Annotated in this window: 16 protein-coding genes and 1 tRNA gene; all 17 read left to right on the top strand. The window is 38.3% G+C overall.

What is annotated here, in order from left to right:
• Nucleotides 1-1,872, top strand: a complete 1,872-nt coding sequence (locus V7M78_RS11895) for a substrate-binding domain-containing protein (RefSeq protein ID WP_333649748.1) — start codon at nt 1-3, stop codon at nt 1,870-1,872.
• 361 nt (nt 1,873-2,233) lie between these two features.
• Entirely contained in the window at nt 2,234-3,148 is a 915-nt protein-coding gene (locus V7M78_RS11890; RefSeq protein ID WP_333649746.1) for a GGDEF domain-containing protein, read from the top strand.
• A gap of 106 nt (nt 3,149-3,254) precedes the next feature.
• Nucleotides 3,255-3,338 (top strand) — tRNA-Leu (locus tag V7M78_RS11885).
• A 136-nt stretch (nt 3,339-3,474) separates the two neighbouring features.
• Nucleotides 3,475-3,843, top strand: coding sequence for a VOC family protein (locus V7M78_RS11880; RefSeq protein WP_333649744.1), 369 nt, complete (start codon nt 3,475-3,477; stop codon nt 3,841-3,843).
• Between the two features lie 719 nt (nt 3,844-4,562).
• Nucleotides 4,563-5,456 carry a hypothetical protein gene (locus tag V7M78_RS11875; protein ID WP_333649742.1) on the top strand — a complete coding sequence of 298 codons (894 nt, stop codon included), beginning with the start codon at nt 4,563-4,565 and terminating at the stop codon, nt 5,454-5,456.
• 604 nt (nt 5,457-6,060) lie between these two features.
• Entirely contained in the window at nt 6,061-7,164 is a 1,104-nt protein-coding gene (locus V7M78_RS11870) for a DNA alkylation repair protein (RefSeq protein ID WP_333649740.1), read from the top strand.
• 180 nt (nt 7,165-7,344) lie between these two features.
• Complete coding sequence (locus V7M78_RS11865; RefSeq protein ID WP_333649738.1) at nt 7,345-7,533, top strand: hypothetical protein; 189 nt, start codon at nt 7,345-7,347, stop codon at nt 7,531-7,533.
• A gap of 889 nt (nt 7,534-8,422) precedes the next feature.
• A complete protein-coding gene (locus V7M78_RS11860; RefSeq protein ID WP_333649736.1) occupies nt 8,423-8,548 on the top strand; it encodes a hypothetical protein in 126 nt (41 codons plus the stop codon).
• A 334-nt stretch (nt 8,549-8,882) separates the two neighbouring features.
• Nucleotides 8,883-9,803, top strand: coding sequence for a hypothetical protein (locus V7M78_RS11855; protein WP_333649734.1), 921 nt, complete (start codon nt 8,883-8,885; stop codon nt 9,801-9,803).
• Nucleotides 9,804-9,827: 24 nt separating this feature from the next.
• Nucleotides 9,828-10,439, top strand: a complete 612-nt coding sequence (locus tag V7M78_RS11850; RefSeq protein WP_333649732.1) for a histidine phosphatase family protein — start codon at nt 9,828-9,830, stop codon at nt 10,437-10,439.
• A 296-nt stretch (nt 10,440-10,735) separates the two neighbouring features.
• The gene (locus tag V7M78_RS11845) at nt 10,736-11,392 is read left to right on the top strand and encodes a helix-turn-helix domain-containing protein (RefSeq protein WP_333649730.1); all 657 of its coding nucleotides are present in this window, start codon (nt 10,736-10,738) and stop codon (nt 11,390-11,392) included.
• A 257-nt stretch (nt 11,393-11,649) separates the two neighbouring features.
• A complete protein-coding gene (locus V7M78_RS11840) occupies nt 11,650-12,405 on the top strand; it encodes a MerR family transcriptional regulator (RefSeq protein WP_333649728.1) in 756 nt (251 codons plus the stop codon).
• 223 nt (nt 12,406-12,628) lie between these two features.
• Nucleotides 12,629-12,988, top strand: coding sequence for a VOC family protein (locus V7M78_RS11835; protein ID WP_333649726.1), 360 nt, complete (start codon nt 12,629-12,631; stop codon nt 12,986-12,988).
• Between the two features lie 117 nt (nt 12,989-13,105).
• Nucleotides 13,106-13,852, top strand: coding sequence for an EFR1 family ferrodoxin (locus tag V7M78_RS11830; protein WP_333649724.1), 747 nt, complete (start codon nt 13,106-13,108; stop codon nt 13,850-13,852).
• A 256-nt stretch (nt 13,853-14,108) separates the two neighbouring features.
• A complete protein-coding gene (locus V7M78_RS11825) occupies nt 14,109-14,636 on the top strand; it encodes a cysteine hydrolase family protein (protein ID WP_333649722.1) in 528 nt (175 codons plus the stop codon).
• 216 nt (nt 14,637-14,852) lie between these two features.
• Entirely contained in the window at nt 14,853-15,197 is a 345-nt protein-coding gene (locus V7M78_RS11820) for an inorganic pyrophosphatase (RefSeq protein ID WP_333649720.1), read from the top strand.
• Nucleotides 15,198-15,371: 174 nt separating this feature from the next.
• Nucleotides 15,372-16,178, top strand: coding sequence for a GNAT family N-acetyltransferase (locus tag V7M78_RS11815; RefSeq protein WP_333649718.1), 807 nt, complete (start codon nt 15,372-15,374; stop codon nt 16,176-16,178).

Below are 16,178 nucleotides of genomic sequence, written 5' to 3'. Positions count from 1 at the left end.
ATGAAAAAAAGAGCGAAATTACTTGCGGTATTATTAATAACCGTATTTGTTTTTCTGGGATACCGGATTTATAACGGGTCAATAACCAAAACGGTTTATGAAAGTGATGTGGAATATGTGATCGGTGTTTCCCAGGCAAACATGAGGGAAGCATGGAGGATTGCGCTGATTCATGAGATTCAGGAAGAGGCGGGAAAGTATCCCAATATCAGGATCGTCACAGCAGATGCCACCTCCAGCGTAGAGAAGCAGGAAAAGGATGTTGACAGGCTTCTGGACTTTGGAATTGACCTTCTGATCATTTCTCCCTGTGATTCCAGCCGTCTGACCAAGAAGGTAGCTGAGGTCTATCAGGAGGGCGTTCCGGTTATTGTTATGGACCGGAGCGTGGAGGGCTTTGATTATAACCTGTTTATTGGCCCGGACAACAACCTCATCGGAAAGCAGGGCGGAGAGTGTGCGGTTCAGCTTTTGGAAAACGGCAAGGGGAAAATTCTGGAGCTTCGTGCCACTGCCGGTTCCCTTCAGAGCGAGGAGCGAAGCGAGGGCTTTGATTCGGTGATAAGGGATTATCCTGATATTGAGAAGACCATCTGTGATTTAAAAAATGATATGAAGGACCCCGCCTATGATGCGGTTTTTGCCATGGAGGAGGAGCTGAAAGGTGTTTCTCTTATATTTGCCAACAATGATTCTGTGGCTTTTGGAGCCTATGAGGCATTAAAGGACAGGAATCTGGCTGATAGAATAAAAGTCATTGGATGTGATGGATTTACCGGAGAAAATGAAGGTGTGGATCTGGTGAGGAAAGGAAAGCTTGCGGCAACGATTTCCTGTCCCACTGGAGGAAAAGAGGCAGTACAATATGCCATTAATATTCTGCGCAGGGAAAGCGGTGTTCCCAAGCAGGTGATTTTAAGAAGCCATACCATCTATCCTCAGAATGCCGGTCAATATCTGGCGTCTCTTGACAGGGAAACTGTGGACGATGGCAGGAGAATTACTGTGGGATATTCTCAGGTGGGACAGGAGAGCCAGTGGAGGCTTGCAAATACCCGCTCGATCCAGGAAGCTGCCAAAGAATTTAACGTGGAGCTTCTTTTTGACAGTGCTGACCAGTCTCAACAGAAGCAGATTGAGGCCATCCGCAGGTTTATTAAGGAAAAGGCGGATGTCATCGTGGTTTCTCCGGTGGTGGAAACGGGCTGGGACGAGGCTTTGAAAGAGGCCAAGGAAGCCGGTATCCCTGTAGTCATGTCTGACCGCAGAATCGAAGCGGGGGATGATTTGACTACAACTTATATTGGAGCTGACTTTTTGGAAGAAGGGCGGAGGGCCATGCGCTGGCTCAAGGCACATGTAAAGCCGGAGCAGAAAAATCTTCATATTTTAGAGATTCAGGGAAGTGAAGGGGCCACACCTACGGAGGAGCGAAAGAAAGGTTTTTTTGAAATATTGGAGGAGAATCCCCAATGCCAGATCGTATATACGGATTATGGAGATTTCACTTATGATGGAGGAAAAAGGGTGGTTGAGGAATACATCAGCAGTCATAATTGGGATGTGGATATTATATTTTCTCACAACGATGACATGGCCCTTGGGGCTATTGAAGCCCTGGAGGCACATGGATTGAATCCGGGAGAGGATATCATTATTGTTTCCGTGGATGCGACAAAGGAAGCATTTCAGGCAATGATAGACGGAAAGCTCAATTGTGCGGTGGAATGCAGTCCCCTTTTGGGACCTCCCCTTATGAAGGCGATCCGGGATATGATGGCAGGAAAGGAAATGCCCCTTCGGATTATAACGGAAGAAAAGGTGTACGATCAGTCCGATGCGGAAACAGTCATAAAAACCAGGGAATATTAAAGGTGTTTTTTTATATTTTGGCTTTATCTTCAGGTTTTGGAACTTGGGAAAGATGAGGCGGTTTGTAAAAATTGCTTGATTATTGGCTGAAAATATAGTATTATAGCCGTGTAAATTGATTTGTCAATTTGCACAATTAAAAGCATTAGCGGGGGAATTGGCAGACGCGCACGGCTTGGTTTCGTGTGGCAGAAATACCTTGAGGGTCTAAGTCCTGTTTTCCGCATTTGGAAAAGACATACTTTCCTGAAAAGGCAAGGTATGTCTTTTTTGTAAACCATTGATATAAAACAGTGTAAAGGCTAATAGGACGAAAAAAGTATTATGTAATTCTGCGAAATTGCGCAAGAGAGGGATCGGTATGATGGGAGAGAAAACCAAAAACAGAATATTGATTGTTGAAGACAGCATATTTAACCAGAAGATATTGGAAAATATTCTGATGGACAGCTATATTCTGGAAACAGCCGCAAGTGCCAGGGAGGCATTTTCTATTTTGGAATCCTTTGACCCCCATCTGATCCTGCTGGATATTATTTTGCCCGATGCAAATGGCTTTGATGTTCTCCGTTCCCTGGGGGAATGTGAACGCACGAAACATATCCCTGTTATTGTCATCAGTGGTCTGGACAGAGAAAAGGATGAGGAAAAGGGCTTTTTGCTGGGAGCAGTGGATTATATAAAGAAGCCTTTTAAGAAGGCCATTGTAAAGGCCCGGATCAGCACTCAGATTCAGATTATCAATCAGATGCGGGCTATTGAAGAGATGAGTCTGAGGGATGGATTAACTGGTGTTTTTAACCGCAGGGCCTTTGACAGGAAGATGCGGACTGAATGGGAGGCCGCTTGTGAGAAGGCCGCTCCTTTAAGCCTTCTGATGATTGATGTGGACTTATTCAAGTGCTACAATGATACATATGGACATCCCCAAGGTGATATGATGCTGCAGGCAGTGGCAATCACCATAAAATCTATGGTGAGGGCGGAAGCGGATATTCTTTGCCGTTATGGCGGAGAAGAATTTGCGGTGATTTTGCCGGAAACCGAATTGACGGAGGCTGTTATCACTGCGGAAAAAATACGTCTCAGCATTAAGGCGCTGCAGATTCCTTCTCCCGATTCCGGTACTGCAACCAGGGCTACAATCAGCATTGGGGTGGCTTCTTTGTATCCGGAGGAGTCGGGAAATCCGATGGAGCTGATTGAGGCGGCAGACAGTATGCTTTACAGAGCAAAGGAGATGGGGCGCAACCAGGTGCAGTATGAAGGGATATAGGGGGTGAAAGGGAGAGAAATAAAATAAAAAAAGTGCTTGATTATTTTGGAAAAGTGTAGTATTATAATTGTACAAATTGATTCGTCAATTTAGACAATTGCAAAAAGCAGAAGTGGCGGAATTGGCAGACGCGCACGGTTCAGGTCCGTGTGGTAGCAATACCTTGAGGGTTCGACTCCCTTCTTCTGCATCGAAGAAAGCGATAAATTTCAATATGAAATTATTGCTTTCTTTTTCTATTTTAATAGCTTATAATTAAAACGAATAATGAGATATATAACAAAACTATATTCGGGATATAAATTATAGAATCCAGAGGAATAAGTATGCTAAGAGCAATGATGCAAGTGTATATTAAAGGAAGTGCTGAAGCAGTTCAATTGTATCAAAAAGCTTTTGATGCAAAACTAATGAACGAACATAAAAATGATGATGGAAGTTACATGCATGCCGAATTAGATATATTTGGACAAATATTAGCATTGTCAGAATCGAGCGAAGAAGAAAGGATAACTGGAAATACCATGCAATTTTGCTTACATTTTGGTGAGACCAATAAGGAGCTTGTTGAAAAAGCGTTTAGGATTCTAGAACAGGATGCACAAATTTTAGTTCCTTTAGGTCCATGTTTTTTTAGTTCTTGTATGGTTGGTTTTATTGACAAATTCGGTGTTAGCTGGTGTCTTTTTGCATAGCTTCTTCTTATGAAAATTTCCAGTAGTAAAAGAATGGTGCGTTAGCTAATCTTATGCATAACGAAATATTCCGTTACGGAGAGTTTGAAAACCTTGATAGGGCAACTTTTGTAGTAGAGCTACAATATCTGATATAACATTATTTTTAATGTCATCTAATAGGTATAGTGCGATATTTCCAAATTTCAATTTGCCAATCAACGATGCAAATCTTATTAAGTTATAAAATCTTTTTTACATCATTACTTCAAAAAATCTACCATCAATTGAATCTGTTAAGTTTGTGGAAAAATTGGGATTCGCTTTTAACGGGCAAATAAAAGATGAAATTTTTTGTGGTGAAAGATACCTACATAAAATTTTAACTCTTGATTGCATCATATAGTATGGTCATAATCGGGAACAGATAAATTCCAATTTGGCGATTAAACCTCGAGTAACGCCGCTTAACACCAAAAATATTTTTCCACTATTACTCCAAATCAAAGGACATAGCTTCCCATGAAGGAAAACTATGTCTTTCTTCATGAGCTTTAGCCTGTTGAATAGGGGGGAGTTGTAAGCGCTTAACAGTTTCTTACAATATTCTTGCCCAAAGATTCTAAGTCTGGGATTTGCTTTGCCAGCTAAAGGGTAAATTTATTCGATGATATCTGAACATACTATAAGTTGATTCGCTTATTATATTTATTATAGATATTTTGTTGAAAGGGAAAATTATGAAATGGAAAAACAATTTACTTTCTTCCGGATTCATTCTGGAATATGAAGCTGCCAAAATTGCAGATGATCTTGGTTTTGAAATTATAATTGATTACACCTATAGCCGTTTTAATGAACAAGGTGTGTGTACGGATTTTTCCATTGATCTTTTTGCCACTAAGTTAATTCAAAAAGATGGGAAGGAGCTATTGTTATGTTTGCCTGTAGAATGCAAACACAGATTTTCAGATGCCATATGGCTATTCCTACCTGATTTTGTGCCGGAAGAAGAATTTGAAACAGGCCACATGATGATTGAAGAGTTTTCTAAAAACCAGAAGCTTCGTTACGGGGACACATACTTATATTTTCGCTATACTGGTAGAACCCGTAAAGGAATTGAAATTAAAGGCGATTCGGTCTATGACAAAGAAATGAAGCATGGATTGCAACAACTTAAATATGCGTTGCCCAAAGCGTCTATTGATGCGCTATGGGGGCAAAGGTTGGAGTATAGTATTAATGACAGATTGTTCCTAATTGTTCCAGTTTTACTCACAACAGCAAAATTACGCCTAGCCAAAAAAGAAATATCTATCCAGGAACTGCAGTCCTTCGATGATATTGGTGACCTCGGTACGGAAGTGGGGCACTTACTCTATGTACCTGGTCATTCGCTTGATTATAATAAGCATTGTTATAATACAATTCATCATTATAAAGATTGTAAAATCCCAAGATATTTTGAAAGTGACCAATATGTTAGGATAAAGGATATCCAGGGTGCTCTGATTAAGTCAGTTAGCAATCCAATAATTAATATTTGCAATTTCAATGACTTCAGGTATTTTCTGAACTCTTTTATAAAAGCATGTTATGAAGATCTCGAACTAAAGTCTTACGAAGTTTAAAAAAAGTATATAAGATCGATTACGGTTCTGAACAAGGGACAAAGTATTAAACCGTTTTGTTGAACTGTCCAGTATTCCGTACCTTTTTCTATGCCCAAAAGTCTGTGTTTATCTGCATTTACACGCTTGCTGTGAAATCAGGTATGGTTATTCAATTTCGCAGATCATCCCCCAAATTTGTAGCCGAAAAACCAAAATCAGCGGCTTTCAAACTCTCTCGTCCAAGTTATATGGCTTTGACTCTCTTCTTTTTACCTTTACCTAATTATGGCATATTTTGCTTAAGCTCAAAATTTTTTTTTCACGGTAATTACAAAAAAGACATGTTTTTCCCTTAGAAGAGATTATGTCTTTTTCTTTATGTCAAAATATGATATTATTTGACTAACCTTTGCGGTGTCACACGGATGAATTGGATTTAGTGAGGAGAATGCCGCGGATAAATAAAACGGTTTATCCAAAATATAATGCAGTGGCCGGGCGTAACAAAAGAACGGCTCCGAATGGAAAATAGTGAGCATCGGTTTCATTCGTTCGAGCAGCCCCAAGCCATGAAAAAGCAGACAATAAAATCGCTCTAAGTTTATAAATGAAAGGAAAGCATATGCCCGAATTACTAAAAAACAGGTATCATTACAAGTCGCTTCACGAGCTGGCTTTGCGTATCAAAGCTGTATATCCTTCGTTTCAGGTTGATAATTTTGTGGGCAGCATTATGGACGAAACATGGGATGGGCTAGAACTGAAGGCACGTATGCGGAAAATTGCTATCAATTTAGGAAGGTATTTGCCAACCGATTATGAACAGGCCCTTGGTGTCATTGACAAGGTCATTGCCGGTTATCCTGCAGGGTTTAACGACTTTACTCTGATGTATTTTCCAGATTTTGTTGAAGTCTTTGGGCAGGATGAGCACCACTGGGATTTGTCGGTAGCTGCCTTAGAAAGGTATACCCCATCCTCATCTTCTGAGTTTGCGGTGAGACCATTTATCATTAACCATGAGAAGCGTATGATGCAGCAGATGGCCGCTTGGGCCAGGCATGACAATGAGCATGTCCGGCGGCTTGCCAGCGAGGGTTGCCGCCCTATGCTGCCATGGGGACAGGCACTGCCCAGCTTTAAAAAAGACCCATCGCCAGTTCTAAGTATCTTGGAGCAGTTAAAAGCCGACCCATCGCTGTATGTCCGCAAAAGTGTGGCCAATAATCTAAACGATATTTCAAAAACACACCCTGATCTGGTTGTAAAAATTGCAAAGGATTGGTACGGTAAAAACAATCATACCGATTGGATCGTAAAACACGGGTGCAGAACACTTCTTAAAAAGGGCAACCAGAATGTGCTGAGCATTTTTGGGTTTGTAGATGCCGATTGTGTGAATGTTAACGGCTTTGGGCTGAGTGCGGCGTCTGTTCTCATTGGAGAGGATATGACCTTTTCGTTTGCAATTTCAGCAAAGGAAACGACAAAGGTAAGACTGGAATATGGCATTGACTACGTAAAAGCCACTGGAAAGTGTAGCCGTAAAATATTTCAAATATCCGAGATTTCGTTAAAAGAAAACCAGGAAAAGGTATACACAAAAACCCATTCCTTCGCAGATTTAAGTTCCAGGAAACATTATCCCGGAATCCATTCGGTTACGCTTATTATCAATGGCGTTGAGCGAGGTACGCTGGATTTTGAGGTTTTGGCTGTTAAATAGTCTGCTTTATAGCAGGGCCATGGGAACTATTTTCTTGAAGTGGGTACGAAGCTCCATGTTTTAGAAGAATCAGGCTTTATTTTTTATTTCTGAATACTTTTGAGAAAAAACAAAATAATATACCTTATGAAATTAATTAAGGTTTTAGCAGTAAATAGTCATATTTTAGAGAGGTTTAAAATGGAAAAATTCACCAGTGGTCTAGAATTACCGGTAGGGCTTGGTTTAGCACTTGAACAATATAATGCAATGGATTATTTTTTCTCCTTACCTGCGGAAGCACAGCATCAGATTGTTGACCATACTTATACCATTCAGTCAAAAAATGAAATGCTTGATTTTGTTCACTCCATCGTTTCAGCAAAATGAACGATTGTGTGCAATCAGTATTGCCGGAAAAACCGGCTGTTTGTTATGCTTCCAGTTTTTTATGGATTGGAATGAAATGCCCCTGCATCTTTTTAGATTTGGCAAAAGAGCAGGGGCATATTGAGAACAGGCAGATAAGGCGGTACCGTGTTAATTGAAGGCTTTCTTAGTATTTTCTCCGCTGCCTATCTGAAAACATCCGGGTCACGCACGTATGGGTAAGCGGCCGATGGCATTCATCCGACCGCTGGGACGGCTGCTTGTGCTAGGTTACATCTAATATTACCCATTCCAGAATACATAAATTTTTTCTTTTATTGTGAATACAAAAATATAAAATACCACCGGTCAATTTATTCTGGCTGGCGCTGCAATATATCCTGTAATATTCTGAAAGATCCTCTGTCTTGGCATTCTCTTCATATTTCGTTGGAGATTTCCTCCCTGATTTCATTATATCTTTCTTCATAAGTCTGTTCACTAAGCTTCTGAAAAAAAGCTTTTTCAACCGATGCGATTTGAGTGTCTATATAGAAAATATGTTCTTACAACATAATCTGCATTGTATGGGGAATCATGGCGGTAAAATGTAACCCTTTACGCTCTGGCTGCATAGAAATACGTAAAACTATTTTTATACAGCTCTTTTAATTTTACCTAAACTATATTGAAACATGCATATGGATTTTACATTGCCTTGTTATAATCATAGTGTAAGAAACAAGTGCATCAACCAGAATTAGCCGATATCAGAAACATGAAGAGGTACACACCTTAGTGGGCAATTAATTTATATTGATTCTTTTTACCAACACTTTTATCCGTACTACATATGAAATTTCAGTAAAAGTAATTTACATGGAAAACCGTAAAAGGAGGTGCTGTAAATATGAAGATACAGAAGATTCTCACATGGTTAGCAACAAGGAAGGGTCCAAAGAAGAGATTACAGGAAAGATGGCTTAGAAAATTTGGAAGAGATAGGCTATTTATCATGGATGTTCTGCGTAGATAAATTTGCTTAATAGTAACCCCTTTTTACCATAATTACTACAAAAAAGATATATCTTTCTCCAAAGGAAGATATGTCTTTTTTTTATCCAAAGAAATGTGATATTATGGATGCAAGTGTATTTGCAGACTTAGTGGATGAAGGATTTCTATTGATATCCATTGTCCCAACTTACTGCTCAGATTATAAGTACTATCCTACCAAACGAAAAGTCTTTTTTATACGGTTTCTTTATTATACTTGATGAGCTATAATAAAAATGTTTTATTGCTGTGACTCAATAACTTGAATTCAGACGCCATCTGAGTTTTATCAATACAACAGAAGGAGTATTCCTATGGAAAAGGTTTACGAGAAGGCAAGAGAATTTATTTACCGTAACGCACGGCCATTAGATTTGGCACGGTGGCAATATCATTTTGAAAGCGGCAGCAAAAAAGCTGTATTAAACGTCTTGTCCTATTTTCAAAATGCAGATGGTGGTTTTGGGCATGGTTTGGAAGCAGATTCATGGAATCCTAATTCATCACCAATACAGACTTGGGCAGCCACGGAAATCCTGCGTGAGATTAATTTTACAGACAATACCCACACAATCTTTCAAGGTATTTTACACTATCTTGAAAGCGGCAAAGACTTCCAAGGGCACTTTTGGTATAACACTGTAAAAAGCAATAATGATTATCCCCATGCACCCTGGTGGCATATGGATAGTGGCAGTATTTGTCACAACAATTATAACCCAACCGCTTGTCTCGCAGGATTTATCATACGTTTCGCAGATAAACAAAGTGAATTATACAAACTGGGTTGCCGTATTACATCGGATGCACTTGATCAGCTTTTTGCTGTACAGAAGCAAAACGATATGCATACACTTTCTTGCTATATTCGGCTCCTGGAGTATTGTGAAGAGACAGATGCTGCGGGTATTTTTAATTTGCGGGAATTCCGGGAAAAGATGATGCAGCAAGTAAAAGGCAGTATCACTCAAAACCTAGCCGATTGGGAATCTTCATATATCTGCAAACCTTCTCAATTCTTCAACTCGAAAGACAGCATATTTTATAATGATAACAAAAATATTGCGGAGTATGAGTGCGAATATATTATTAGAACTCAATTAGCCGACGGCTCCTGGAATATTCCCTGGAGTTGGAATGATTATCCTGATCAGTGGGCTATCAGCAAAAACTGGTGGAAATCAAATAACATTATAGTAAACCTGCTTTATCTAAGAGGCTTGGGAAGGTTATAACATTTCATCAAAAAGGAGTATGTTATGAAAACAATTATTACAATTCAGCATACCCAATCTATTCATCATACAAACGGTATGATAGGTTCATGGACTGATTGGGATTTATCTGAGACGGGAAGGAAACAAGCAGAGTGTATTGGAAAAAAGCTATCAAAAGAATTAGAGGGTAAAAGTTTTGCCATGTATTCATCAGATTTAAAGCGTGCGAAGCAGACAGCAGAGATTGTTGGACAATATTTGGGATTATCCCCTGTTTTGGCAACTGAATTAAGAGAGAGAAATCTTGGTAAGTGTGTTGGAAAATCTGTTCAATGGTTGAGAGAAAATATAGAATGCCAAGAAAAAAACGTAGATGATAGAATGTTTTCTGATGCAGAAAGTCGTAGAGATGAATGGAACAGACTGCTTCCATTTTATCAAAAGATAATGAACAGTACGGATGAAAATATAATAGTTGTCTCACATGGAGACTTACTAAGTGTCTTTAATACGATGTGGCTTGGTTTAGATGTAGAATCACTTAATCAAGCTGAAATGTTTGGTATGGCAGGAGGGGTCAGTTTTATGTTTGAAAATAATGAGGGAAAACATTTTATTAAACGCATGGGTGATATGTCATTCATAACAGAATGATAAATTCCGGCTTATGGATTAGTCTTTATTATTTATTATAAAAATAAGGTGAGGTTGATATAGCCTGGCTTATTGCATCGCCCAGGCAAACAGGAAATTGCCGGCTGCCTTAACTGCTGATTATTTATATAAATATAATGGCTGAAAAACAGGGATTCAATGGGGATGAATTTAGGTGTTAATAGTAAGAATTATTGATGTAAAAGGATTTTGACAGTCAAGTTTCTCCTATGTAAAGGGATTTTGATAGACAACTTCCGTTTACCGCTGCATAATGAAAGGCAAAGGAGGGTCAAATGAATATAGGACAAAAACTTAAAAACACGCGTATGGCTGCGGGATTAACCCAAGAGAGCGTTGCAGAAAAAATAGGAGTAAGCCGTCAAACAATATCAAATTGGGAAAATGATAAATCTTATCCTGATATAATCAACGTTATAGCGTTAAGCAACCTATATTCTATCAGTCTTGATGAATTGCTGAAGGAGGATTTGAAGATGGTTGAATATTTACAGGAAAGCACCGATATAGTCAAAAGCAAACAAAAACTCTCAAGACTGGTTCTGATTATTGCCTATCTTGTGATATGGGCATTATCAATTGTTGTCTTTTGGCTTGGGGGAAATCAAGATGCAATGGGATATTCTCTTGTCATTTTCTATTTCGTTTTACCAATCAGCACGCTAATTATTTCCGTCTTTATTGGAAAAGGTGATGGCTGGACTAATGTTAAGTGGCTCATGCTTCTTTTCTTTGGTATCATGAATACGCTGGCTCCGTATTTTACATTCAGCCTGTGCAACATGATAGCCTTTAAGAAATTCAATATGCCAGATGCCGCAGGCTTCTTGTCAGGTATTATATGTGCTGCAATTGGAATGGCGATTGGGTCAATGATAAAAGCTGCTGCTAAAAAGAAGTTGGATTGCAGTCAAAATTCTACATCAAAATAAAATTTGTCTGTATGGGGATAGTAAGAAGGGACAAAAATTATTTAGGTGATTTAATTGTGGGAACATAAACGCATGTGGTGTATGACGTGCAAAGCAAATGGAAAGCCGAGGAGAAAGAACTCCCCGGCTTTCTTTTGGCAGAGGCATCTATTCACGGCAATCAGATATGGCTGAAAAGTTTTTAAAAAAGTTATTAAGAGCTATTGACATTAACGTAACGTAATAGTTTATACTTCTTTTTGCAGGGAGGTGAGGAAATGGAGTACACCATTAATAAACTGGCTAAATTAGCGGGAGTGAGTACACGGACACTGCGGTATTACGATGAGTTCGGTCTGCTTTCACCGGTACGGATGAGTTCAAATGATTATCGCATTTACGGACAAAAGGAAGTTGATCGGCTGCAGCAAATCCTTTTTTATCGTGAACTTGGCGTATCCCTTGAGGAAATTAAGAAAATTCTCTCTTCTGAAAATTTTGACAGACAGGAAGCTCTGGAAAGCCATTTGTCAGCCCTGCTGGCAAAGCAAAAACAATTAAACACATTGATCGCTAATGTGGAAAAAACCATAAAAGCGGCGAAAGGAGAAACTATTATGAATGATCAGGAAAAATTTGACGGCTTCCTTCAGAAGATGGTTGATGACAATGAGCAGCAGTACGGTGAAGAAATCCGGGAAAAATACGGCGATGATGCTGTTGACCGCTCCAATGCTAAGGTTAAAGGAATGAGCAAGGAACAGTATGCCGAAGTTGAAAAGTTATCGGATGAACTGAACGAGACGCTGAAAGCTGCGTTTGAACAGGGTGATCCCGCAAGCGAACTCGCACAAAAGGCGTGTGAGCTGCATAAAAAATGGCTATGCTTCTTCTGGGATCAGTACAGTAAGGAAGCTCATATCGGTGTAACACAGATGTATGTGGATGATCCGCGTTTTACTGAATATTATGATAAAATCGCGGTTGGATGCGCGGCATTCCTGCGGGATGCAGTATTGATATACTGCAAATAATCCTATACGTTTTGAACATGAAGAAGCCAGCACTTGTTTTTTATAAGTGTTGGCTTTTTCATGTTTAGATTTTAGGAGATAAGCAAGCGTTTTATGCTCATTGATTCTTGCATGTTCCACCAAAGTAGTATAAACTAATACATTATAAAGTTTTTGAAATCTTTTCACATATGTTTTGAATTTTTCTTATTTATAATAGAAAAGCAACTATAAGGAGGCCAAAATGACCATTGGGGAAGTAAGCTTGCTGACAAACGATGTGATTACTCTCGCAGATTTTTATAAAGCCATCTTACAAGTTGATAATGGAAGTGATGACCCTGTGCATCAGTTTATCATTACAGAGGGAACTGCATTAACGATTTATAATGATGGAGCAAATGCAGTAAAACAGAATTCAAATATTGTATTGGCATTTACGGTTGATAATGTTGATGCAGAATATGAGCGTTTAAAGAATTATAAAATTGAGATTATTGAGCCGCCCACCACACGTTCGTGGGGAGCACGCAATATGCATTTTGTTGATCCTGATGGTAATCATATTTACTTTAGAAGCATTCCAGCGGGTGACCAGGAATAATGCGTGTATAATCGTTTCTGAATTCTAAAATTATTTTTCTATAAATACTCCAGAAAAGATACAACTTCTTTCACTGCTGAAAGTTATGTTTTATATAGTAAATTAGGGGGTACTCCAATGGTCATATATTATAGCTCAACCGGCAATTCCAAACATGTTGCTTTAAAATTACATAAAGAATTTAAGGGGAATCTTATCGATGTCTGCGACTTTGAGCAGCCCTCCTCATTTTGCTTGGAAGATGGCGAAGTATTATTTCTGGTGACCTTTAACTGTTTTTGGGGTATCTCCAACAGAATGGAAACGTTTATCCGAAACAGCGAATTTAGGAATGTTAAAGAAATCGTGGTAATCATCACCTGCGGCGGATACTTGGGTGGTGCGGATGATTCCATAGAAAGGCTGCTTTTGGAAAAGGGTCTTCCTAAGCCTATAGTCCATTCACTGGTCATGGTCACAAACTATTCGATATTACATGATGTGCCGTCTTTTGATATACAGAAAAGAAAATTGCTTCGCGCAGAAAAAAAGCTTGGCAAGATTATTGAGGGAGCACAAAAGCCTTATCATAGCAATGGGTTCATTCGCAAAGTAACGCCCAAGATTCACGATCAATATGAAAAAGCACGGAATACTGCACCTTTTCACGTGAATAGCTTCTGCATTGGATGTGAGGTATGCATGAAAAATTGTCCTGTCCATGCAATTGAAATGAAAGGAAGCAGGCCTACTTGGGTGAAGCCTAAATGCGATCATTGTCTGAGGTGTCTGCATCGTTGCCCGGCTAAAGCCATCGACTATGGAAATTCCACCCAGAATCGTTTGAGATACACTTATGAAGCTCATGATTCCAGACATCTATAAGCAATAAGTGTTTAAGTCAATTGCTATTATATTTAATTCATTTGGTTTTATATTGTAAAATATATTTTATTATAAAATTATAAATATTGATGGTGGTGATCTTATGGTTTTAGGGTTAACTCGGCATGGAAACAGGTAAGGATGCGCTGTAAAATGATTTTACCGTGCGTCCTTTATTTGTATGGAAATACATGGTATTATGGATACAAGATTTTTATATTACATAAATAAATAGAAAATTTGCGAGGTGAGGTATATGAAATACGATGCATTGCTTATTATAGATGTACAAACTGCTTTGATAGAAGAGTATCCGTTTGATGAGAAGATGATGACTTCTAATATAAAACGAATCATGAATACTTTTAGGGAAAAGAATATACCCATTATATATGTCCGCCATGATGGAGGAAAAGGCGATGAATTAGAAAAGGGCAGCAGGGGCTGGCAGATTTATGATGAAATAGCACCGGAAGATGATGATAAGATCATTGATAAAAAATATAATAGTGCATTTAGACAAACGGAACTAAATCAATATTTGCAGGCAATCGGTGCAAGAAATATAATAATATGCGGTATGCAGACGGAATACTGTATCGATGCTACATGCAAAGTTGCATTTGAAATGGGCTATCATGTTACGATTCCTAAAAAAGCCACTACAACATATGATAATGATTTTGCGAAAGCAGAGGATTTACTGGAATATTACGAAGAAAAAATATGGAATAACCGGTATGCACAAATTTTATCTGTAGATGAAATTATAATGAGTTTATAACAGAAAGCTTATTTATTCGATAGACAGAAGTGAGATGAATATTTAAGACTTTTTGTTGTGGATATAAATGAACATGCGATAAAACTTTATATAAAAGATGGTTTTAAAAAGGTTGAAGAGTGAATTAAACCCCAGTTAAAGACATGTTATAATGGCTGGGCAGATATTAAGATAGCCCATTTATAAAAATAAGATTTGATAGGGGATTTTGGCTATATGGATAATGAATTTTGGAATAGCATAGATAAACTGATAGCAGAGTCAGAAATTGTTATTGATAGGCCCAAGGGCAGTACACACCCTCGCTATCCTGATTTCTTGTATAAGGTTGATTATGGATATCTAAAAAACACAACATCCATGGATGGCGGCGGTATTGATCTTTGGCTAGGGACGAAACGTGATCAGACAGCAGATGCCATTATATGTATTATCGATTTAATCAAACGTGATTCTGAAATAAAGATATTAATTGGATGCACAGAAGAAGAAAAGGAAGTTGTTTATCAAACCCATAATGAAACTGAGTATATGAAAGGAATCATGATACGGAGATTTTAAATAAAAGTTTGAAAGAAAGGAACAGTAAATATGTGTATCAGTTTTGTGAAAAAAAAGGGGATAATTTCTATATTGCAATAGGTTTTGATAATAACGGAATGAGCAATAGTATTTAAACCGGAAAAAAGATATGATCATTGTATCAATAAGCAGAAATCTGACGAGGTATTGATTATGAATATAAGGAATGCCAGCCTTACCGATTTAGGATTTGTAAAGGACATTGTACATGAAACAATACAAACTATATATTCCCGTTATTATCCAAAGGGAGCAGTTGATTTTTTTCTTTCACATCATTGCAAGGCAAATATAGAAACTGATATTATATCACAAAATATATTCATTCTTGAAATTGAAGCAGTTCCAATTGGAACTGTAACTATTAAAGAATTTGAGATATGCCGTCTTTTTGTTTTGCCTCAATATCAAGGAAAAGGATATGGAGGCGTATTACTGAATTTTGCAGAGCAGATAATAGCAAATAAATATACAAAAATCCGATTAGATGCCTCCCTCCCAGCCAAAGAAATTTATTTAAGGCGTGGTTATAAGGAAATAGAATCTCATTCTATTTTGACTGAAAACGGAGATTACCTGTTTTATGATGTAATGGAAAAAGACATATCCATATCAGATTCCCAAATAAATTACAATGGAAAAGTTTTCAACCCAAAAGTCAACAGCGAAAATGGGGAAGTAGATGAGGAAACAATTTTTCAATATCATCAAAGCAGTAATATTTTATGGGCTGAATATACCGGCGGTGAAGTTATCAGAGGCCATTTGATCGGAACTGTATCTGATAAAGGAATACTGGATTTCCATTATCAGCACATAAATGAAAAGGGGCAAATAAGAATTGGAAAATGCCGCAGTACCCCTCATGTTTTACCAAATGGAAAGTTAGAACTTCACGAAGAATGGCAATGGTTAAACGGTGATAAATCGGTGGGATCATCAATTCTAATTGAGAGATAA

It is taken from the genome of Lacrimispora sp. (assembly GCF_036758025.1).
In the GTDB taxonomy this organism is placed as follows: Bacteria; Bacillota; Clostridia; order Lachnospirales; family Lachnospiraceae; genus Lacrimispora.
Note: the sequence above shows the minus strand (reverse complement) of the source record. Positions and strands in the feature narration are given on the sequence as shown.